This is a genomic window from Shewanella eurypsychrophilus (assembly GCF_007004545.3).
Classification (GTDB): Bacteria; Pseudomonadota; Gammaproteobacteria; order Enterobacterales; family Shewanellaceae; genus Shewanella; species Shewanella eurypsychrophilus.
In genome coordinates this window covers 4,810,004-4,831,153 of sequence record NZ_CP045503.2, presented here as the reverse complement: position 1 = coordinate 4,831,153, position 21,150 = coordinate 4,810,004, and the positions used below count along the sequence as shown (strand labels likewise).

Sequence of the window (21,150 nt, the reverse complement as noted above, 5' to 3'; positions counted from 1 at the left end):
TGATCTGTTTCAAGTAAAAAATTTGATATTTACATTACTATGTTTATATTCGTTTTATGTATATTTTGGAGGGGTGAGTGAGCAAAATCTTGATTATTTATTCCAGCGTTCATGGCCAAACTAGAAAAATTTCAGACTTCATCGCGAAGCGACTAATGATCGAAAACCATCAGGTTTCACTCGTCACACTCGGTGAACAGGTTGAATTAGCCGATTATGATAAAATTGTCATAGGTGCAAGCATTCGACATGGTAAACATAAACCTGCAGTCTATGATTTCATTACAAACAATATCGAGATATTAACAAGTAAAGCGACCAGTTTTTTTTCTGTCAGCTTAGTGGCTCGCAAGCCGGGTAAAGATACTCCTGAGACTAACCCCTATATGCAAGCCTTTTTGAGTAAAACACCATGGCAGCCAGATTTACTGCAAGTATTCGGTGGCAACCTAGATTATCAAGGCTATAACAGCTTAGATAGAAATATTATCCGCTTTATTATGTGGATGACGAAAGGGCCGACGGACGCTGAAACCAAAGTCGAATATACCGATTGGAAAAAAGTCGAACAATTTGCTGAGCAGTTGCATCAGCTCTGACTTATACCTGTTCCATTAAAATAGTCCTGAGAGAGCTCTGAATTGGTCGTAAATTTAATGGAATAGGTATGAATACCAATTTAAGTGAGATTATATGTCAAAAAAGTCTACATTTTTAGCTAAGCTCACTAATACACTCGTTGAATATCAACATGTGTTAATCATCTTATTGTCTGCATTTCTTATCTCGACAAGCAGTTGGATTATGATGGGACGTAGCTTAAGAGCCAGCGCCTCTATTTGGGATTATTTACATGTTTATCTAGGGTTAGTGGCCGCAGGGCTATCCATTAGCATGTTAGTGTCTAATTGTATAAAGGGGAAATGGCGCCAATTCTTCCCTTGGCTAGTTTTAGACTTTTCTCACTTGATAAAAGATATATCCGGTTTATGTAAAGGTAAATTACCTGCTGCTGGTGGGCGTGGGCTATTCAGCATTATTGAAGGGATTGGAATATTACTGTTAGTTGGTGTAGGTTTTACTGGCGTGCTTTGGTATTGCTTACAAGGGAGTTCCGATGCTTTATTTTGGCGTAGCAACCACATAGTATTTGCCCAAGGATTTATGGGATTCATTCTGATCCATATTATCTGTGCAGGTCTACATCTATTAGATTTCATTAGAAATTGATCTAAACTCGTTCCTTTTGTGGCCAAGGAGGTGCCTTTGAAACCTAAAGTTATTCATCTTATCGATGATCAAAAATTGGGGGGCGTCAAATTAGCCGTAGAGGGTTTGTGTCACTCTAGCCTTAATCGAGAGTTTAATTTCGAGATCTATCATATCAACTTAAAGGCTTGGAAACCTGTTAGGTATCAAGCTGATATTATCTGCTTGCATGCCGCGGCTTCTTGGCAAAAACTCCCGGCTATGGCTTTGTTGAAACTGGTTAACTTAGGTATACCTATTCTCTATCAGGAACATCATTATAGTGAAGGATTTGTCTTGCATCAGGTGAAGACAAAATGGCGCTTTTTGATGATGCTTAAGTTGTATTATGGCCTTATGAATAAGGTGCTAGCTGTCTCACAAGCTCAGGGGAAATGGTTACTCAAGTTAAGGTTAGTGAGTAAGGATAAGCTCTTTATTACTGGGCAGGCCAAATCATTAGATGCGCTTACCTCTCTTAATCATCACGTATTTTCCTGGCCATTAGTTATTGGTGCCTACGGACGATTACATCATCAGAAGGGCTTCGATATCCTGCTTAGAGCAATCGCAGCAGTTAAGACTGACAAGCTTGAACTACGAATTGCGGGTAGTGGAGAGCAAGAACTAGAACTAGAACTGCGAGCACTAGCCGAACACGATAACGAAGGAGACTCGAGAGTCACCTTCGTCGATGAGATTAAAGATGTTCCTCATTTTCTAAACGGATGTGACCTTGTGATTATTCCATCTCGTTGGGAACCGTTTGGGTTGACGTGTCAGGAGTCTCTAGCTGCGGGTAAGGTGGTGATTGCAAATAATATCGATGGGCTGACAGAGCAGCTAATTAACCTTAACTCAGCGAATGAAACGACACATCAGGACAAAGATGTTCACTCTATCGTGCTCGATGAGTTAACTGAAGAGTGTTTAGAGATAGCGATAAGACAACAGATCAGCAGTATAGAGGAGCGACAAGCTCAAGATGTGAAAAATGGATTTGTTTATGGTTTGAGTCAACATCAAAGAGAGCTAGTGGCTCAAGCTTGGCCTTCGTTATTACTCAGGTGGAGAGAGTTACTCCATTCCGTGTGATTTATTCGAGCAATTGAGATCATACATTAGACATAAAAAAAGGCCTCAATGAGGCCTTTTTTATGGGTGTTTAAACCAAAATTACTTATGCTCTACCGCTAAGTAATTGATGAGGTCAATAAGCTCACCAAGAGTACGGATAGAGCTCATGTTGACAGCATATTTGTCATTAACAACAAAGGCTGGAACACTTTGAATTTGGAACTGTCTTTGCTGTACACGCCATAGGTCAATTTTATCATTAACGGCTTTACTATCGGCAATCGCATCATATTTGCTGATATCGAAACCATTATCAGCGAAGACTTTTTTAATATCATCACGATTATTTAGCTCAGGCTCTTCATGTGCGCCGTGATCATGATCGTGACCATGAGCTCCTTCATCTCCCTGAATCGCTGCAAACATGGCGTGAGTCATCTTCTCACCAGCACCAGACTCTTGTATAACCGCGAGTGAGCGCATCACTTCGGTACCGATATCACTGTTCATGAAGTCGACATGTTTACCATCGAAGGTAATGTTTTTATCTAAGTTAGCTTTGATATCACCAAGATACTGCTTTTCCATGTTGTAGCAGTTATGACAGTAAAAAGAGAAAAATTCAGTGAGCTTTGGCTGGGCGCTGGCTTTTTCAGCGATTTGAGTAAAATGTTTACCCTCAACAAATTGTGCTGCAAAACTACTTAATGGGGCTATGGCCAAAGTTAACGCTAATGCTATGTGTTTAATCAATTGATTATCCTCAAAGGTGACAGGCTTAAGATGACCTTAGTATTGGCTGCGTCTTTAAAGACTAAAGCCGACAATACGTCATACGGCGCCTAATAAATCCAGCATAAAAGCTAATGCTTAATTATGACTGAATTAACTCATAGGATCAGTGTTTGATGTGTGATCTAAGTAAGAGTTTTGAGCATCTTTTAATGTTTCTCTCGTAAAGTCTGCCACGCTTCACAAACTTTTCGGAATTGAGCAGCATCCCCGTTGGGACGATCCGGATGCCAGAGCAAGGCCAATTTACGCCACTGCTTACGTATCTGTTTATCGGTTGCGTTTCCATCTAACTCAAATACGGACAATGCCTGGCTGTTGTGCATTAAATTGGGATTGGTACCAATGTATTCTTCGTATCGATTCCAGAAAGACTCAAGCATCTCCTGAATGATATTGGGACAAGTGTCGTAATTGAGCCAGTTAAGGTAATAATCTCTCAATGCATCATCTATTTTTAAGCTGGCTATCAGATCTTGTGGCAGGATGCGAAATATTTGAATTTCCATTGCTTTAACTTGCAACCAGTGATCCGGTAAAAGCATCTCCTGTAGCTCAAATAATGCATTCATAAGTAAAAAATTGGTTTTAAAGAGTGCTTTTTGTTGATCGCTATCGAGATCTTGCATTAGGCCTTTGGATTTTAGTTCCGCTGCAAGGTGGTGAACTTTCCAGCTTCGATTTGAGGTTTGAAGTAAGCTGAGTAGCGGCCATATAAGTGGGTTGTCTCCCTTGATATCACTAAGGTTAGCATCGCCATAGGTCTCTTTTTTTACAGGGAGAGATGTTGGATTCTTATCAAATAGCATATGGGTATTCATCCTGAATTAGTGACCATGCTTAACGCGCTAGTAGATGTTATCAGCATACAGACTATGTTATTGATATTAAACTATACAAGGATGATTATTCTAATGACCAATCTAGCCCAGTGTTTCACGTTTCTAAAATGACATTTTAATCGTCTCTTTAGACTTAGCTTAGTTTGATGGAAAGCATTGTGTTAAGGTGAGTTACACAGTTGTAACATTTGATTTTTCTATCGTGAGAACTAGTCTAAGAAGAGATATTTACTCTTTTCGTAACGATTTGTTTCTTGGTATAGCAATTTTCAAATTAAATTTAGACTCGGCATTATGGCTTAAAAATGATAATTTCATGAAAAAGTTATCTAATATAGTTTAGATTTTTAGCAGATTGCTTAAGGCTTTTTTTCATTGATTTTGATAAAGCAGAGTGTGGCCTTGACTAAGGCTGAAATAGCCTACTCCCTATTTGTTCTCCTTCCTTTGAGTATTGAGAGATAATCGTGCGTTCATTTAATATTTTATCTAACTATGTTCTTCTACTATCCATTCTTGTTGGAATGACACTCTCAGGTTTAGTTGGATACAGCTTCTATCAAAATGAAACCTTAGCCATAGAGTTAGACTTTAAGCGAGATGTCGATGATAAAGCGGCTGCTCTTGAGCGAGAATTGCTCATTAATTTAGAGGTGCTATACGCAGTTAAAGGCTTGTTTGATAGCTCAGATAATGTGACTGAAATTGAGTTTAAAAAGTTAGCGAGTAGTTTTCTTGTTAGGCATCAGAATATTCAGGCATTAGAGTGGATCCCTAGAGTGAGTGACGACGAGCGCGAGACATTTGAGGCATTGAAAAGACAGAAATATCCAGATTTTGAGTTTACCGAACGAGAGTTTCAAGGAAGCATGGTGAAGGCTGCTAAGCGCAGTGAGTATTTTCCCGTTTATTACGTGGAGCCGTTGGAGGGCAATGAAGTTGCAGTAGGGTTTGATCTTGCTTCAAACCCTAAACGAGAAACAATAATAGATAAATCACGGGATCTCGATCTTTCACTGGCCACTGCTAGTATTACGTTAGTACAAGAAGTTTCTAACCAGAAAGGCTTCCTGGTATTTATGCCCACTTATGAAGGCACTCCAACGACGTTAGTCAAACGCCGTGAAAAGCTACGAGGCTTTGTTCTCGGAGTGTACAGAATTGGTGACATGTTTGAGACTGCTATCAAGTATACCGACGTGCAAGGTATAAATTTAAAGTTGATCGATAATACCGCGATTAAGGCTGAGGAGCTTTACATTAACTTCTCACCTGAGCAGGTCCAAGATAATACACAGCTGCACCTGACTTATAGTAAGCCATTGAGACGTTTTGGTGGCAGACAATGGACGTTAGTTACGAGTCCTACATTAGGCTATATTGCCGAAAGAAGAAGTTTAGTTCCCTTTTTAATTAGTGCTTTGGGTATGCTATTTGTTTTACTTGGGGCTTGCTATATTTATGCGATCACCCGTCGTAGCTCTTTGATTAGCATAGAGGTTGAAGATAGGACTAAAGCCCTCAATGAAGCCTCGTTGGCTCTGGAAGAGCTGTCTTATACTGATAGTCTTACATCGATAGCTAATCGACGCCGATTCGATCAGCAGCTTTCAAAAGAATGGCAAAGAGCGATACGAGGGAATACCAGATTGTCATTGATTGTAATCGATATCGACAACTTTAAATTATTCAATGATCAATATGGCCATTTAGCGGGAGAGCAATGCTTAATAGATGTATCTAAAGCACTGAGCTGCACCACAAGTCGTAATACTGATCTCGTTGCTCGATATGGAGGAGAGGAGTTTGTTATTTTATTGCCTAATACTAACGAATCAGCTTTACTCGCAGATAAATGTCGAATGAATATTGAAAAACTTCGAATTCCTCATGAGCCATCAAGCGTGTCTGAATTCGTGACTATCAGTATCGGGGCTATTAGTACTTTTCCTACATTGAATTGTGATCCTATCGCCTTTACAGCCAAAGCTGACCGCCTCTTATATCAAGCAAAAGAATTGGGGAAGAACAGAGTTTGTGTCGAAGACTTACCCATCTCAAAAACAGGCGATGTTATTGACTTTAAAGCGCCACAGAAGTGAACTTTCGATTAACGCTTGCCTGGTGAGATTGTTTTGCCATGGTGTCTAATACCAATAGGTATAAGAGGTTGTTGCAATATGAAATTGAAAATAAAACCACTGCTTTTCCCTGTAGCGTGTCTATCTCTAGCGAGTTCGTTCAATGCTCAGGCATTGGATTGGCGGATCGCTTTCGGCGGTCATGATATTATTGTCGAACAGGCTGATTCTCACACTTTAGGTGTTGGGGCGGCTCTCTCGCTTGCTCATCTAACCGAGTCGAATATTTTATTAACAGGCTCGATAGATGTGTTTATTGATCATGATAAAGATAAGCTCGATCCTGATCATATACCGCTTTGGTTTGATTCTGAGTTTTTAGCTACTGGGCCATTGTTTGAAATTTCAGAAACCAGTCATTTAAATTGGGAAGTAGAGATAGCGGATCGACGCAATACGGTTAGTTCGGTAGAGAAGCAGTTTAAAGTGATGCCTGCTTTGGGTTATGCGTTTAACACGAGTGCTTTTGATGTTGCTGCAAAGGTTGGCGCGGGACTGTATTTTCTGGAAATTGATGATGATGTGCCTAGAATGCGTGGTTACGATCGTGAAGATTTTCAAAATAAAACTGGCGCATACACGCTGGCGGTCGATACACGGATCTCGTTAGGCAGTTCTTTTGACTTTTCTGCTAAAATTCAGCATTGGAGCGATGGCAGTGAATGGCTAGAAAACCGTTATGGCATGGTGTTGAGCTATGACTCGAACTCATGGGTTGAGGATAGTGTTTTTGTCATGAGTGTTGAGCATACGGAGTACAATTTAGACCCCTATGCCAAGGTTCCCTTAGATGACCCTGACTATTTGCCGATTTTGCCCTGGAATAACGATTCCTTAGTCAGAGTTTACATCGATATGCCGTGGGGTGTTTAAATCATTTTAGTCGGATTATCACTTTCTGGTTAAGTCGTAACGACAAATTTCCCCTTATGGATCTGCCTTTCTACAAAGGTTGAGATGATAAACATCAAGAGGTAGCCAGTCCCTAGTGCTAGTGTTACAGCGACGACATTATCAGTCACTCTGCTATAAAAATAGTAGCTAGCGATTAATGCTAATACGCCACAGATCCTGATCATCAAGCTTTGAGTAAACAAGCCGTGTGCTTTGATCAAGATGAGTCGAGTTGCGGTTAGTGTTAAGTCGTAACGACAAATTTCCCCTTATGGATCTGCCTTTCTACAAAGGTTGAGATGATAAACATCAAGAGGTAACCAGTGCCTAGTGCTAGTGTCACCGCGACGACATTATCAGTCACTCTGCTATAAAAATAGTAGCTAGCGATTAATGCTAATACGCCACAGATCCTGATCATCAAGCTTTGAGTAAACAAGCCGTGTGCTTTAATAAAAGCGAGTTGATAGGCATTGAGGATCATAAAGACAAAGAACATTGAGAAATGCATCAGCACTGGAGCTGCCTTCTCATACTGAGGTGGGAACACCCAGCCGACGATTTGGTGGCTAAATAGCAGCATGCTGATAAAGAAGCTGGCACCAACCAGAATGGCTAATTTATAAACCCAGTGTTTAATTTGTTTTATTTGTGCAAAATTTTCTTGTCGTACACTGACTGCTAACTCGGGAAATACAAATCGATAGATTGGGAACACAAATAGCAAGGTGAGATAAGTAATAAATGGTCTGACAACGACTTGGAAATCGCCTAACTCTTCGATGCTAAAATGAGCAATAGTTAACAATACGGTGATATAAATCATCAAGATACTGGCACCCGCTTCGAGTGAAGCAATGAAGCTTTTCTTTACAAAGTTGACTAAGTTGGGGTTCATATTTACAGAGTCAAACGGGGTTGTGGCAATCTGTTTCCGTCTATTGATAAACATGTACGCTGCCATCGTAGTAGAGGAGATCATCATACTAAAAAACAGCGAAGAGATGGCTGTTTGTGCCATAAGAGTGAAACAGATAAAGAAGACGAAAATCTGAGTTAAGGGCTCCATCCAAGTGACTTTATTAGAGATAGCATACATACGATACATGGCTATCTGGTTGGTGAAATAGACCTTAAACCCCATCCCTAGAATAATACCGACTAAATGAAAGTACTCTACATCGATATTGAGTTGGTGTTTGATATAAGGTAAGACGATTCCCCAAGTTAATAAAACCATAGTGATTAGGCTGTAGCGGAAGATATTGGTGATATCTTTATCATTCTGGTTTTGAGAGTAGCTTACGACCATGGAAGAGCGAAAACCTGTCATCAAGATAAGAGACAAAGAGATGATATCTATGATGGTGTGATACAGGGCTAAATCTTCTTTAGCCATCCACTGAGCTAGCCAGATTTTAAAGCCGAATCCTAGGCTGATGCTGATCAATGTTGCCCAAATCCCAGCAAGAAAAGCTGATTTAACACGGTTAATCGCAGTGTTTTGCATTTTTACCTTAGACGGTTATGGAGCTAACGGGTAAGTAATAAATCAATTGTCAGCGGATTCTACTCTGGGAAATGCTTTAGCTCTAACATCTTAAGATAAGGGTGTGATTGAAGTACATTAAATCTAATATTATAAAAATTATTCTTAGTGTTAAAGCGAAATATATGATGGATAAAAGCTGTTTTAGGTATAACCTCTAACGAGTATTCGAAATTACTGGGTTCACCTTTGTCACTTATTGCTACAGACAGCCATTCTCAAATAAAAATAGCCACCTTCAATCTGTTTAACTTCATTGCACCTCCTGATGCCTTCTATGAATTCGATAATATCTATACTCAGGAGCAATGGTTGAAAAAGTTAAACTGGATCGAAAAATACCTTAATGAGCATCAACCCGATGTGATAGGTTTTCAGGAGGTGTTTAGCCCAATTGAACTCGAGGCGCTGACTAAGCGATGTGGATTGGGTTACTTCAGCGTATTAGATTCCCCTCAAGTCGTCGATGGTTTTATTTATAGTAAACCTGTGGTGGCGCTGGCTTCACGTTATCCGATTAAAGAGGCCGTTTCGGTTAAGGCTGATAAGCTATTTTCGGAGAAAATGGGATTAAGTGAAGGTTTTGAATTCAGTCGTAGTCCATTAAGAGCAACGATAGAACTGCCAAAGCTAGGCCTATGTGATTGCTATGTCGTGCACTTTAAATCTAAGCGCCCATTATTCTCTATAGATGAGTTCGCTGCTTCTTCGGCTGAGACAGTTTCTAGTTTACATCACACTGAGCATAATACAGGGCAAGCCTTGGCTGTAGAAGTGCTGGGACAGTGGGGATCGAGTATTCAGCGTGGTAGTGAGGCGGTATTATTGCGTTATGCCATGGTATCAAGGCGAAGCGAGACGCAACAGCCTGCGATCTTGATGGGCGACTTTAACGATCTACTCAGTGATGGTGTACTGGCTGGTTTAACCTCTGTGGATACACGAATTAAACCACAGACAATCTTGGGTCTGGGGGCGATAGGGAGGGTCGAGCATCAATTGGCTCACTACCGATTAAAAGATGGCTATGAGTTATATCAAGAGGGAAAGTATAGTTTATCTGGGCAGGCTAGAGCGGCGACGCATTACTATTTTGCTAAGGGGTCGGTACTCGATTATATTTTATTGTCGAGTGAGTTTGATCCGAAAAATGATCTTAGTTTGGCTGAAGTGAGTCGTTATGAAACCTATGATCGCCATTTAATCAATCCCAGGTTTGAAACGGATAGCCAGAGTACAGATCACGCCCCTGTGATGGTCACTCTTTCTATTCGGGAATAACCCCTTTGAGTTAGTCTTCTTGAGTTAGTCTTCTTAACTTAATGCTACAATGCTGTAACAGCTTTGCTAGTATGTGCGGAGTACATTTAATTATTGTCTTTTAATGGCTTAATGCCAAAAGCCGATGGAACCCGACTCCAATGAAGCAACTCCCTCTCTTTTTTGTCTCTCTCTGTGCTTTATTATTTTTAATATTAAATGTCACCGCACATGCAGCCCCAGCAGCGAATGTGAAAACCTCGGTCAATCGAGCCGAGTCGCCCGATAGAGTTAAAGAGAGTCTGGTGCTGCCCTATCTGTTTAGTTCTGAATCAATGGGACTAAACTTTGGTGTCGGTGGCATGCTAAATGGCTATTACCAAGACCAAATGACCATAGGCGGAACTGTATTTGGTGGTGATGTTAGTAATGCCGCTGGTGGTGGTGTATGGAACTTCCTTCTTCCTAGCACGGAACGCTTCTATTTAAGCGTCTATGGCATGATGGGCTATTATCCCAAGCAGCGGGCTTATGCTGGAGGAGCACGAGAGTTCATCCCCGTATCAATGCCACTTCCTGGCAGTAATAACTCAGATAACACTCAATACCTTGAAGCCGATGGTTCATCTAACTGGTTTGATATCAAGCTTGAATATGCGTTACCCATTGGCGCCATGGCAGACAAAGGTTTGGTAGAGTACCAGCTAAAAAATGGACTGCTAATTTCGGAGCCCAGTGGTGGGGATTGGAATCCCCTTAAACATGGTGCGACCGTTGTGGTTCTACGCCAGTTTAACCGTTATCAAAGTTTTGAGTTTGAAGAGGGGGAGTTGGATGGAACGATTCATGCGATTGAATTGGGGATATTGCATGATAATACTGATTTCTCAATCAACCCCTCTACTGGTAGCAGTCAATATTTATCAGTTTCTCATGATGCTGCCTGGCTTGACTCAGACAATGAGTGGACATTCATCAACTTGGATATGAGTAAATATTTCTCTTTCGGCGAGTCTGAATATGCTCATCAAAGAGTTCTGGCGCTTAACTTCTGGACAGGGTATTCACCTTCGTGGGATGTAGAATATGACGGTCTTGGTGGTCAAAGAGTGATAAACAATGCTCCCTATAATGAAGGGGCGACGTTAGGCGGTTTCTACCGTATGCGCGGTTATGATCAGAATCGTTTTCATGATAAAGCCGCAATTTATGGCTCAGCTGAATATCGATATACCCTCAAATACAATCCCATAGAAGATGTTAATTGGCTTAAATTTCTTAAAATCGATTGGTTTCAGCTTGTTGGCTTTGTCGAAGCGGGGAGAGTGGGCGCTGAGTATAGCGCTAGTGAGCTACTCACAGACCTTAAGTACGATGCGGGTTTCTCTCTGCGATTTTTAGCTGCCGGTCTCGTGGTGAGAACCGATATTGCAGTGTCTGATGAAGGTAGCAATACTTGGGTGATGGTAGACCATCCTTTCTAAAATTTAAATTTAATGAAACTCAACACTGATTTTCTGGTAATTTATAAGCACGTTATTAGCTTGTAAGCCCAGTAAACATCAATCAGTTAGTGCTTGTTGTGAATATTGAGCCTAAGAGGATTTGTGCAGTGTCATGCTAGATGCTATCTGTATTTATGATGAAGCCAGCCCTGAGACTTATACTGTGTTTAAGTTTCAGAAACTCAATGAAGCCGATATAGAGAAGTATCGGCAATCGTTACTGTGTCCTGCGTGTAAGCAAAAGGCTTACTTTCGAAAAGCATCCAAAGATGGTCGTGCAGCCTGTTTTGGTTCGCGATATCATCATGCCGACTGCAAGGAGTTTAAGCCCTCAAAGGCTAAAGCGCGTGAAGAACTTGCTGCAATCGAGGTCAATCAGCAGCTGGTAGATAGCGATGCCTTGATGATCGACTTTAGCAGGCAGCCGTTGAGTTTTCAGGGAAGAAAGCCATCAATACCTCCCAATGACATTGATAAAAAAGCCTCTGTTGATCCCACACCCAAGCGAAAGCAAATATCCGCCGATAATGACGTGCTGTTAAGTGACACCGTTGAGGTGGGAGCCTGTGTAAAAGCTGATGACCTGTCTGAAGTACCCATGTCGAGGGTGGCGACTCAAGGGCTAGAAAAATTACTACTTAGCCTGCTTAGAGGCAGTGAGTTAGCTAAGTCAGACCTCTGGGTATATACCGACAAAAAGTATCGTTGGCGGGCGAAGAACCTGTTTGTTAATTTTGCCGATGCTGAGCCTACCGAAAATGGTGCGCCACGAATGTACTGGGGAACCCTTTCCCATAGCGATAAGAAGATGCATTGGCTCAACCCTGCCGATTGCAGTGATCTTGGTATCCCGATAGAGGACTACCAAGAGGCGTTGCTGACGAACCTTAATATTCAGGATAGAAGAGATTTTGAAGGGGCTGGGATTATTCTATTTGGTAAATGTTTCTGGAATAAAGATAAGACACGTAAGATTATTCAGCTTTGGAGTAAAGATTTGAGTCGATTATTCATTGCTAAGCTAGAGGATTAAGCTTTATCCCTATATTGGTGTTAATCGCCTTGTGCTTGCAAAATGATAACAGGCATTGCAAAACGCAAATTTTATTGATTAAAAGAGATCGATAAAACAGCTTTAATATTTTTTATCTTGAATGACTCAATCGGTATCGATATTTGATCATGATCTGCAGATAAAAATTCTTTTTAAATCAAAATCAACACTCTCTATTTATAGTGATCTGTTTATATCGAGTCTATTTGGCACGGCATATGCTTTATTAAAGCCTAGGCTTTTACATCTGTTCTATAAGGTGTAAATGAATAATATGAGGATACGATTATGCCAATCACAAACCAAATGAAACACCTTGAGCCAGAGTTAGAGTTTAAGGTTAATCATCACCTTTATGAGACCTCAAACTCTTATCGCTGTAGAGTCGACTACGTGCTTAAGTTGCTAGCAGGAGATGAGCTGAGGCAGGTCAATCAGGTTAACTGTAATGCAGAAGATGTGATCAATTTGGAGAAGGATTTCATTCTTGGGTATAACTAATGACCGTCAGTTATAGAGCAAATCCAAGTGATTCCTCCTGTTAAGCTGGGAATGAGAGCCTAATAGGCTTAGTGTTCCCCGCTTACTTATCCTTTAATTGGTCGTGATTAACCTGATAACTCTTATATTCATGGATATAATATGTCGCCACAGCACCAGGATTTAATATTTAGCACTGATTGGAATAGATTGATTAACCGTTTTTTAACAGTATGTTATGGATGTTTAACCTTTAATAAGGTAACTTTAACCGATATTTTCTGAACTGATATTTCGTCTTGATACTCATATTTCTCTTTAGAGTGTTGTGACATATGATCAGTAAAATGAAGGCCTTAAAGAATGTCGAACGCTGCAGATCATAACAAGAGAATAGTATTTGGTTTTTTGCTTTTTTTACTGGTGGGCGGGGCAGGGCTTGGACTCTATATCAATGCAGATAATCAGGATCCGCATAAGGTGTTACTCCCACAAGTGTTAGGCACTTGGGTGAAAATCCCTGGCGTATGCGAGGGCAATACTCACTACAGTGAGATGCTCGAGATCCTTTCTAAAGAGTCGATTAAGGTCAAAGGAGAGCTGATCGATATCATAGACTTCTCGATCTCAGAAACGTCGGCATTTAAGATAAAATGTAACTCTGTCGGCAATGGCAAAATATATGCCCAAACCTCTTTTATGGCCGGACGTTTCTCGCGCTATTATATCGGTAAGATAGGCAAATACACAGTGATGAAAGATGTCGCTCCGACCGGAGATCTATGGTTCAAGTTAGATAGTCAGTTTCAACAGAAGTTACAGGCAATGAATGACATTAAAAATAGTCGTAGACTGTGACCTGATTATGCTCATTACTAGGCAAAGATAGAATAATAGAATAGAAGTCGATACACATATGCAAAATATCAGATTAACAGGTCAATTAACCCATTGGGATGAGGGTAAAGGCTTAGGATCCATTAAACCAGATAAGGCGCATAGTGATGTTGCGACCTTACATGGACCCGCCAGTGAACAGATAGTTGCCATTCAGATCTCGGCGCTAAAGCATATGAGCAGGCAACCAAAGGTTGGGGACTGCATCTTGTTTCGAATAGAGACTAAACTAGACAGTAAACTCAACGCCTTTGATGCCAGTATTCAAGGTGTGGCCGTTAATCCACGTGTTAAACCTTCGGGTAACACAGACAGCTCAGATGGTAAAACCAGGCAGCTCATCACGGCGTTAGGAGTATTTTCCAGATTAGGGGGAATTGTCGTTATCTTATTGATAGCAAGTTACGCCTACCAGCTGCTTAGCCAGTAAGCAGCCTTGATTAACAATTTCAAATCTATCACTTCCTTTAGGGCTTCTAAGGCTTCTTGGCTAACTTCTGACTAACAATGACTGAGGCCTTGTCACCAAATTGATACAAGCCAAGTCCGCAGATCACGAAGATAGCGCCAATAATCAACGCATTGGTTATCACCTCCCCATTAAGTGTAGCGCCGAGCATCATGGCAAAAACAGGGGTGATTAGAGTCACCAGGGCGACAGTACTCGCCTTGAGGTTTTGCAATATATAGAAATAAGAGATAAAGCCAATTAATGAGCCAAATACACCTAAGTAGAGAATTGACCATAGTGACTTTTCCTGCCACGTCTCTATGGGTAAGCTGCCATCAAATATCAGCCAAGCAAATACAAATAGCGGCGTTGAAAATAACAGGGCTCCGACTGTGCTCGCTATGGGGTGAATATTTATTTTTACGGTTTTAATTAGTACGCCGCTTAGGCTAAATAGAAATACAGCGGTTAAGATCAGCAGTAAACCAATCCAGCTATCTGCACTTAATGCCAGCTTAGATGAGCATACAATTCCAAGGCCGATAAAGGCGAAAGTAAAGGCGATAAGTTTCATCGGTCCAAACTTATCTTCGCCGAGTATCTTTTGTGCTAAAAGACCCGAGATTAACGGTGATAAGCCAAAGATAAGTGACATGGTTCCCGATGCTATATATCTGGCAGCAAAGTAACTGAGCAACATACCACCGACAATGCCAATCGATGATACACAATAGAGCTTGATAGCGGCTCGACTAAAAGGCAACCGGATGCGAGTGATGAGTAAGATCATGAAGCCTAAACTTAAGGCGATAAGCATCCTCAGCAACACGGCCATTGTCGGGTGAACAGATCCACTGCTCCAGACAATCCCCAGTGGTGTGGTAGACCAGATTAACACCACAGATAAAAAGGCTACAGGAACCAACTTGGGTACTGTTGCAGGGACTTGCATTGTCATCGTGGACCTCGCTTATTGCTGACATTAAGAATGTGAAGCAAGACATGAGTCTTGGTCATCAAATTTGTGGTAAGCCGTGAAGAGAGGGGAGCGGAGAAGGGGAGTTATCTGCCGCATTGCTATCTTCTGCGGCTGGGTAATGGTTTAGGCTAGTTTTCTATTCCATCTCATCCGCGGGCTGATTAAGCCACACACAAGTATTCACTCGGGTATTGATATCCATTGCGAGGAGTCGCAGCAGAGTCGATACCTGTTTAAAGTGGAGACTTGTTTGAGATTGAGTTAAAAGCATGGACTAAACCGTGTTCCTAAATTTGGAGATTAAGTGAACATTGATAGTGTATCTCTTAAGGTGAGCTGTCAATTGAAAATCTAATTTATTTACTGCTAATAAAGATGAAGGTTTTGATAGGTTTTTTCAGAAGGAAGTGAGTTTTTTCAGCTGAATTGAGAAGGTGATTTTAAATTTCGTTGAAGGTTAAAAAGTCGAAAGGGGCATTGCCTTTCAGCATATGCCCCTTTTGTTTGCGGTTGTAAGACCCTTTGCCTTTTTTCGGCTTTTCGACTCGCATCCTGAAAAGTTCGCTAGTGACTAAGGCTTTCAATGCATTGTCCTTGATTGTGCCACGCTTATTATCATGCTCGATAATGGCAGTTCTTTCATTGTGTTTGGCCACTTGTTACCCCTGTGTATTTTTAAATTTATAAACGATTCGTATTTGTTCTGTTCAACAAAAATTATCGGATTTCATCTCTATATTGAACGTGCGAACTATAATCGACACGCGTGGAAAAAGTAAACAATTATTGTATGTCTTGCGAAGTAACAGATGGCCAAATATCTATTTATTTGAGCTTTTCATTAGCGGGTAACCGAGTTGTATCCAGGCATTTACACCTTGCTCTAGTGCTATAGCATGTGAGTAGCCCAACCTTCTTAAGGTTGCTGTGGCTAAGGTCGATAAGCTACCAGACTCACAATACACAGCGATACGTTTTGTGGGATCTGGCAATAATTCGTTCACCTTAAACTCTAACTGACCTCGAGGAATATTTACGGCGTCCTTGATATGACCTTGGCTAAAAGCCTCCTGCTCGCGAACATCTATAATCATAAATTCATTCGAGTCGGTTTGTGTATGAATATACAGCTGCTTGGCTTGGATGAAAGTGATGTCGTTGCTAGCTTCATCGAGTAAGCATTCTACGGACTTAGCACCCGTTAAGTTGGTGCGTAAGGATTCGGTTAAGTGTTCCGGTGTGTTGAGTTCGACTGCGCGCATTAGTGTTATAAATTCTGCTTTGTTCCGCTTCTGAAGTCTGGGGTTATTTGCTAACTCTTCACCTATGCTGCTATGGAGCCGTTGGGAGTAGATATGGGCTGGATAGACTTTTAATTCGGGATCGAGTTTGAGTAATCCACTAAACAAACTGGTGTATAGCTGCTCGGGATCTCCAGTGGGCAGATCGGTTCTTCCTGTTCCACCAATCAGTAGGGTGTCTCCGGTGAAAACTCTGTCCTTCATGATGATAGATATAGAGTCTGCGGTATGACCCGGCGTGTGCATTATGGTTAACTGTAATTTACCCACTTTTATCATCTCGCCGTCATCGACATGCATATTTACAAAAGGTGCTGAACTGGCACTGTGCATGATGATGGGAACTTTCAGCATGTTTGCCAATTGTTTGCTGGCAGAGAAATGATCCGCATGGGTGTGAGTATCGAGAATATACTGAAGGCTAAGGCCATCATGGTTAAGAAGTCCTAAGTAATGCTCAATTTGACTGGTTTCGGGATCGATTAAAATAGCTGAACCAGTGTCATGACAGCCAATAAGGTAAGACTGACAGCCCCTCTGTGTACGTATTTGATTAAAATATATCGACATATATTCGGACATTTAATGGAACCAGACAGAATTAAATATAGTCGATGAGTGTGAAATTGGCTGAGATGTGTTGATCGAAATATTAAGTCTGCCTTCGACGGTATTTATCTTTGTTCTTACGACCTATACGGTAGAGCAAGCTGCGACTTGCGCGGCGAAAACTGGGGAAAAGATAACCTAATGTGGTGAGTTTGCCGCTAAACCAGGGCATGGCAATTTCGGTTTGCTTACCTTTAGCCAGGCTCACTACAGCCTCGGCGACTTGTTTAGGCGTGCTCATGGGTTGTGAGTAGACGATATCTTCGACTTCATCAATTTCATCCATAATAAAACTGGTGTCTATGGGGCCTGGTGATACAACTGCCACATTGATATTTTTATCCCTAAGTTCATCACTCAAGGCATATGTAAAGGCTCTCAATCCTGACTTAGTGGAGCTGTAAGTCGAAGCGCCCTGTAGAGGGGCGCGGCCTGCCAACGATCCCACCATAACAATGGCCTTAGGGCCAGATTGAGGCATATGAGGCAACACCAATGCCGATAGATAAAGAGGCGATCTTAGGTTTACATCCACCATTGCAGCTATCTGTTCCGGTGTTTGTTGGCTAAAATCTCCTCGATGGTGAAGTCCGGCATTGTTGATCAGTACATTGATGCTGCCAAAAGTTTCAACCGTCTCTTCAATGATGGTCTTACATGCCTGAAGACACGCGATATCTGCCGATAGGGTTAATAGTTTAGCGTTGGGATATTGTTCTAGCTTAGCTTCAAGCTCTTGTAAGCCTGTTAAGCCTCTTGCTACTAGGGCAAGGTTCACTCCATCTGGAAAGGCTTGAGCAAACTGATGCACACAGGCTGCACCTACGCCTTTAGATGCGCCAGTTATCAGGATTGTAGGCATCGCAGAGCTTATCTGGGCGCTTCTATTTACGTTTGCTGTACCCGTATTCACATCTGCTGTCATCTGAGTTCCTTTAAAGGTGACTAATCATCTATTTCCACTATAACGATATAGCCAGCAGTATGGATAGTTTTTAATCATAGGGTTAGACAAGAACAGCAGTTGATGAAGGATACTTATTTGCATACAAGATTGTAAACGAGCCTTATTGCGCCACAGAGAGCGCTTTAACCGTTTTATTTTCAGTATTGGGAAACTCTATATCAAGTTGAGTGAATACCTGCTCTAAGGCATTTTCAATGCTGCTGATCCAGCGTATTGAGTCAGTTGGTGTGTCTTTATCGGTTATTAGTTGTTTTACATTCACCTCAATCTGAGTGGTAATAGCTTGCAATTCAATGGCTCCCATGGTTCCAGCAAGACCTTTTAAGGTATGTAAACTGTTGGCTGCGACTTTGATGTTATTCTCTTGAAAGCCGAGTTTTATCCCTTGTAGTTGCTTTTGGGAATCATCTCGAAAGACACTGATTAATTTAATATAGAGTTGTCGCTCTCCGTTTAAGCGATTAATGGCTTGCTTTGCATCTAAAATATGCTGAGTATCATTAACTTGAGTGTTTGGGAGTATCTCGATATTTGTGAAGTTACTTTTTGTATGGCGCTGAATCGTCATCAGCATGTTCTCTAATTCGATAGGCTTACTGATATGGTCCACCATGCCCACTTCTAAGCAAGCATCCTTGTCTGACTGCATTGCATTTGCCGTCATTGCGATAATGGGCACTGACAACATTCTGTCGTGTCGACGGATTTGACGGGTGGCTTCTAAACCGTCGATATCAGGCATCTGCATATCCATTAAAATAGCATCGAAAGGTTCATCCGCCGCTAATGCGAGCATTTTCCCTTCTACACCACCGGAAGCAAGGGTGACTTTGGCTCCATTAGATTCTAACAACTCTAAAGCAACTTGTTGATTGAGTAAGTTATCTTCGACAACGAGTAAATGTAGTCCCTGTAAGCGATGGCTTCCATTGATCATCTGGCTTGAAGTATTTGCTTCATAGTCGAGCGCTTCTTTTACCGATTGTTGCAGCATGGAATTAGTAATAGGCTTAATTAAAAAACCATCAAGAAGGTTACGGTCTTCGTTAGAGCCTTCTAACATTTCACGTCCATGAGCTGTGACCATAATCACAACAGGAGTACAGCCTTGAAGATCGGTAAATTGTCGAATGCGCCGAGTTGTCTCCATGCCATCAATACCGGGCATTTTCCAATCCATGAGTACGACTTGGTAGTCTGGATAATCATCTTGTTCGAGTCGTGCTAATGCCTCTTCGCCACTACTCACACAATCACAGTGCCATCCATTTGATTGCGCCATTGTTTGTAATACATCCCTGACCATAGCGCAGTCATCTACAACCAGTACGCTTATGGACTGAGGTGAACCTGTTGTTTGAGCTAGGCTGTCACCCTGTTTCATTTGTAGGCTAAAGTAAAAACGGCTTCCTTGGCCTAATTCGCTTTGTACCTGCAGCTTGCTGCCCATAAGTTCGATTAAATGGGTACAGATGCTTAAGCCTAGCCCTGTGCCGCCAAACCGTCTTGAGGTTGAGGATTCCGCTTGGCTGAAATCGGTAAAGATGTGCTCTAATTTATTTGCCGCTATCCCCTCTCCCGTGTCTGATATCGAAAATTCAATATCAAATAGGTCTTCACTCTGGCTTAGTATGCGCACCGTCAGGATAATTTCACCTTTGGTCGTGAATTTGAGTGCATTACCGGCGAGATTGAGTAAAACTTGTTTAATTCGAAGAGAGTCTCCAATGAGGCTAGTGGGGATATTGGGATCTATGTTGTAAAGTAATTCGATACTTTTTTCTTGCAAATTTGTCGATAAAATAACGCTGAGTTCGCCCATGATATCTTCGAGTTCGAAGCGACCATTTTCAATGGTCATCTTACCCGCTTCAATTTTTGAGAAGTCGAGAATATCGTTAATAATGGATAACAAAGATACCGTCGCTGTCTGTGCCTTGAGCGTATAATCGTTCTGTCGTTTCGATAGTACTGTGTGCTGCAGCAGTTTTAACATGCCAAGAATACCATTCATCGGGGTGCGGATCTCATGACTCATATTGGCTAAAAATTCACTCTTTGTTTGGTTGGCATTTTCAGCCTCTGATAGGGCTTCTTTAAGTAAGCTTGTGTTTTTAGCGAGTGAATGAGTCATCGTTGAGAGACTTCTTGCCAATATTCCGACTTCATCAGCACGAGCGTTTATCTCTATTTTCGCCAGCAGATCCCCCTGGGTTATTCGCTTGGCTACTTTGGATATTTTTTCTAGAGGGGCTGCGATATTACGAGTGATAACAAAGCCTACGAATGTCAGCATAACCAAGGCTAATAGTGATACAGAAGTCATAGCAATTTTTGTATTTTCAACCGTTGAGATTGCATCATTGGTTCTTTGTACGAGTAACTGCTCCTCCACTAATGTCATCTCATCTATCTGACTTCTGATCTCATCCATGATGAGCTTGCCTTTGTCAGATAAGACAATTGCGAGAGCCGGCTCGAAGCCTTGGTTTCTGCGGATATCAATGGTCTGTTTTAGCTCTGTAAACTTTCCATTTGGGCCATGGATCAATGGCTCCAGTATTTTTAAGCGAGTTTGTTGACTGGGGTTATCTTGAGTGAGCTTAAAGAGGGTTTTAAAGTCCCGATCAATGTTTTGTTGTGCAAGGTAGTATGGCTCTAAGTATCTCTCTTCACCTGTTATCAGGTAGCCACGCTGGCCAGTTTCAGCGTCCTGCATGCTTGATATTACGTCTTTTAAGGCTTTAAGTACTTGATGGGTGTGGGTCTTCCACTGTGATGTTTCGACGAGTTTCAAAGTGCTCTGATAGGAGGTTACGGCGATGATCACGATAAAAATGAGCGATAATGCGAACCCTAAGCCAATTTTTTTACCTACATTCCACTTAAACCACTTAAACCACTTAGACATATTACCGACTCCAGAATAATCATGAGCACTAATACCGATTGGAATTAGTCCCTTTACGAATGCTGTGATGAATCTCTTCAAACCGTGTAAGTTGAGCGAGACAGCAAGTCATAAAGCTTGGAGGGCTGGTTTAATTAAGGGGGGGGCAGTTTTGATTGCTTTCATGTTCTTGCACCCGAAACCTCCTTGTCTA

The 21,150-nt window shown here is 41.5% G+C and carries 20 protein-coding genes; 11 read left to right on the top strand and 9 right to left on the bottom strand.

Translation table 11 applies throughout. The features are described from left to right. Positions 1-77 precede the first annotated feature (77 nt). The 3 genes from hemG to FM038_RS20670 all read left to right on the top strand — a co-directional run bounded on the left by hemG (position 78) and on the right by FM038_RS20670 (position 2,343). The gene (hemG, locus tag FM038_RS20680; RefSeq protein WP_142871396.1) at positions 78-599 is read left to right on the top strand and encodes a menaquinone-dependent protoporphyrinogen IX dehydrogenase; all 522 of its coding nucleotides are present in this window, start codon (positions 78-80) and stop codon (positions 597-599) included. A gap of 94 nt (positions 600-693) precedes the next feature. After that, entirely contained in the window at positions 694-1,230 is a 537-nt protein-coding gene (locus FM038_RS20675) for a cytochrome b/b6 domain-containing protein (protein WP_142871397.1), read from the top strand. A gap of 30 nt (positions 1,231-1,260) precedes the next feature. Beyond that, the gene (locus tag FM038_RS20670; protein WP_419555602.1) at positions 1,261-2,343 is read left to right on the top strand and encodes a glycosyltransferase; all 1,083 of its coding nucleotides are present in this window, start codon (positions 1,261-1,263) and stop codon (positions 2,341-2,343) included. A gap of 81 nt (positions 2,344-2,424) precedes the next feature. On the opposite strand, the gene FM038_RS20665 is transcribed toward FM038_RS20670, so the two are convergent. Both FM038_RS20665 and FM038_RS20660 read right to left on the bottom strand, forming a co-directional pair. After that, positions 2,425-3,078, bottom strand: coding sequence for a thiol:disulfide interchange protein DsbA/DsbL (locus FM038_RS20665; RefSeq protein ID WP_142871399.1), 654 nt, complete (start codon positions 3,076-3,078; stop codon positions 2,425-2,427). 188 nt (positions 3,079-3,266) lie between these two features. Beyond that, entirely contained in the window at positions 3,267-3,926 is a 660-nt protein-coding gene (locus FM038_RS20660; RefSeq protein WP_142871400.1) for a DNA-J related domain-containing protein, read from the bottom strand. A gap of 500 nt (positions 3,927-4,426) precedes the next feature. On the opposite strand from FM038_RS20660, the gene FM038_RS20655 reads away from it, so the two are divergent. Next, positions 4,427-6,061, top strand: a complete 1,635-nt coding sequence (locus tag FM038_RS20655) for a CHASE domain-containing protein (RefSeq protein ID WP_142871401.1) — start codon at positions 4,427-4,429, stop codon at positions 6,059-6,061. Between the two features lie 78 nt (positions 6,062-6,139). Beyond that, a complete protein-coding gene (locus FM038_RS20650; RefSeq protein ID WP_142871402.1) occupies positions 6,140-6,973 on the top strand; it encodes a hypothetical protein in 834 nt (277 codons plus the stop codon). Positions 6,974-7,002: 29 nt separating this feature from the next. Here FM038_RS20650 and FM038_RS20645 read toward each other — a convergent pair whose 3' ends face one another. Both FM038_RS20645 and FM038_RS20640 read right to left on the bottom strand, forming a co-directional pair. Next, positions 7,003-7,215 (bottom strand): hypothetical protein, encoded by a 213-nt coding sequence (locus FM038_RS20645; protein ID WP_223292931.1) that lies wholly within the window; start codon positions 7,213-7,215, stop codon positions 7,003-7,005. A 23-nt stretch (positions 7,216-7,238) separates the two neighbouring features. Continuing rightward, entirely contained in the window at positions 7,239-8,504 is a 1,266-nt protein-coding gene (locus FM038_RS20640; RefSeq protein ID WP_142871403.1) for a polysaccharide biosynthesis protein, read from the bottom strand. 228 nt (positions 8,505-8,732) lie between these two features. Here FM038_RS20640 and FM038_RS20635 point away from each other — a divergent pair, with 228 nt between their 5' ends. From FM038_RS20635 to FM038_RS20610, 6 genes are all read left to right on the top strand, one after another. After that, on the top strand, positions 8,733-9,824 hold the full coding sequence (locus FM038_RS20635) for an endonuclease/exonuclease/phosphatase family protein (RefSeq protein WP_142871404.1): 1,092 nt from the start codon (positions 8,733-8,735) through the stop codon (positions 9,822-9,824). Positions 9,825-9,964: 140 nt separating this feature from the next. Further along, positions 9,965-11,287: a BamA/TamA family outer membrane protein gene (locus tag FM038_RS20630; protein WP_142871405.1), complete on the top strand. Its 1,323-nt coding sequence runs from the start codon at positions 9,965-9,967 to the stop codon at positions 11,285-11,287. A 133-nt stretch (positions 11,288-11,420) separates the two neighbouring features. Continuing rightward, the gene (locus tag FM038_RS20625; RefSeq protein ID WP_142871406.1) at positions 11,421-12,341 is read left to right on the top strand and encodes a hypothetical protein; all 921 of its coding nucleotides are present in this window, start codon (positions 11,421-11,423) and stop codon (positions 12,339-12,341) included. A 309-nt stretch (positions 12,342-12,650) separates the two neighbouring features. Next, positions 12,651-12,863: a hypothetical protein gene (locus FM038_RS20620; RefSeq protein WP_142871407.1), complete on the top strand. Its 213-nt coding sequence runs from the start codon at positions 12,651-12,653 to the stop codon at positions 12,861-12,863. Between the two features lie 342 nt (positions 12,864-13,205). Next, entirely contained in the window at positions 13,206-13,700 is a 495-nt protein-coding gene (locus tag FM038_RS20615) for a hypothetical protein (protein ID WP_223292930.1), read from the top strand. A gap of 58 nt (positions 13,701-13,758) precedes the next feature. Next, positions 13,759-14,169, top strand: a complete 411-nt coding sequence (locus FM038_RS20610) for a cold shock domain-containing protein (RefSeq protein ID WP_142871408.1) — start codon at positions 13,759-13,761, stop codon at positions 14,167-14,169. Between the two features lie 46 nt (positions 14,170-14,215). Here the strand turns inward: FM038_RS20610 and FM038_RS20605 are convergent, their stop codons facing one another. From FM038_RS20605 to FM038_RS20585, 5 genes are all read right to left on the bottom strand, one after another. Further along, entirely contained in the window at positions 14,216-15,148 is a 933-nt protein-coding gene (locus FM038_RS20605) for a DMT family transporter (RefSeq protein ID WP_142871409.1), read from the bottom strand. Positions 15,149-15,609: 461 nt separating this feature from the next. Continuing rightward, positions 15,610-15,825 carry a ribosome alternative rescue factor ArfA gene (locus tag FM038_RS20600; RefSeq protein ID WP_142871410.1) on the bottom strand — a complete coding sequence of 72 codons (216 nt, stop codon included), beginning with the start codon at positions 15,823-15,825 and terminating at the stop codon, positions 15,610-15,612. Between the two features lie 165 nt (positions 15,826-15,990). Next, positions 15,991-17,052, bottom strand: a complete 1,062-nt coding sequence (locus tag FM038_RS20595) for an MBL fold metallo-hydrolase (protein ID WP_223292929.1) — start codon at positions 17,050-17,052, stop codon at positions 15,991-15,993. A 70-nt stretch (positions 17,053-17,122) separates the two neighbouring features. Then, complete coding sequence (locus FM038_RS20590) at positions 17,123-18,004, bottom strand: SDR family NAD(P)-dependent oxidoreductase (RefSeq protein WP_223292928.1); 882 nt, start codon at positions 18,002-18,004, stop codon at positions 17,123-17,125. Positions 18,005-18,146: 142 nt separating this feature from the next. Continuing rightward, positions 18,147-20,957, bottom strand: a complete 2,811-nt coding sequence (locus FM038_RS20585; RefSeq protein ID WP_142871411.1) for a CHASE3 domain-containing protein — start codon at positions 20,955-20,957, stop codon at positions 18,147-18,149. Positions 20,958-21,150 lie beyond the last annotated feature (193 nt).

What these genes read in the sequence shown, in the direction of transcription:
- FM038_RS20675 (WP_142871397.1), top strand. Translation starts at nt 694, where the DNA reads ATGTCAAAAAAGTCTACATTTTTAGCTAAGCTCACTAATACACTCGTT.
- FM038_RS20660 (WP_142871400.1), bottom strand. Translation starts at nt 3,926, where the DNA reads ATGCTATTTGATAAGAATCCAACATCTCTCCCTGTAAAAAAAGAGACC.
- FM038_RS20650 (WP_142871402.1), top strand. Translation starts at nt 6,140, where the DNA reads ATGAAATTGAAAATAAAACCACTGCTTTTCCCTGTAGCGTGTCTATCT.
- FM038_RS20640 (WP_142871403.1), bottom strand. Translation starts at nt 8,504, where the DNA reads ATGCAAAACACTGCGATTAACCGTGTTAAATCAGCTTTTCTTGCTGGG.
- FM038_RS20630 (WP_142871405.1), top strand. Translation starts at nt 9,965, where the DNA reads ATGAAGCAACTCCCTCTCTTTTTTGTCTCTCTCTGTGCTTTATTATTT.
- FM038_RS20625 (WP_142871406.1), top strand. Translation starts at nt 11,421, where the DNA reads ATGCTAGATGCTATCTGTATTTATGATGAAGCCAGCCCTGAGACTTAT.
- FM038_RS20620 (WP_142871407.1), top strand. Translation starts at nt 12,651, where the DNA reads ATGCCAATCACAAACCAAATGAAACACCTTGAGCCAGAGTTAGAGTTT.
- FM038_RS20615 (WP_223292930.1), top strand. Translation starts at nt 13,206, where the DNA reads ATGTCGAACGCTGCAGATCATAACAAGAGAATAGTATTTGGTTTTTTG.
- FM038_RS20610 (WP_142871408.1), top strand. Translation starts at nt 13,759, where the DNA reads ATGCAAAATATCAGATTAACAGGTCAATTAACCCATTGGGATGAGGGT.
- FM038_RS20605 (WP_142871409.1), bottom strand. Translation starts at nt 15,148, where the DNA reads ATGACAATGCAAGTCCCTGCAACAGTACCCAAGTTGGTTCCTGTAGCC.
- FM038_RS20595 (WP_223292929.1), bottom strand. Translation starts at nt 17,052, where the DNA reads ATGTCCGAATATATGTCGATATATTTTAATCAAATACGTACACAGAGG.
- FM038_RS20590 (WP_223292928.1), bottom strand. Translation starts at nt 18,004, where the DNA reads ATGACAGCAGATGTGAATACGGGTACAGCAAACGTAAATAGAAGCGCC.
- FM038_RS20585 (WP_142871411.1), bottom strand. Translation starts at nt 20,957, where the DNA reads ATGTCTAAGTGGTTTAAGTGGTTTAAGTGGAATGTAGGTAAAAAAATT.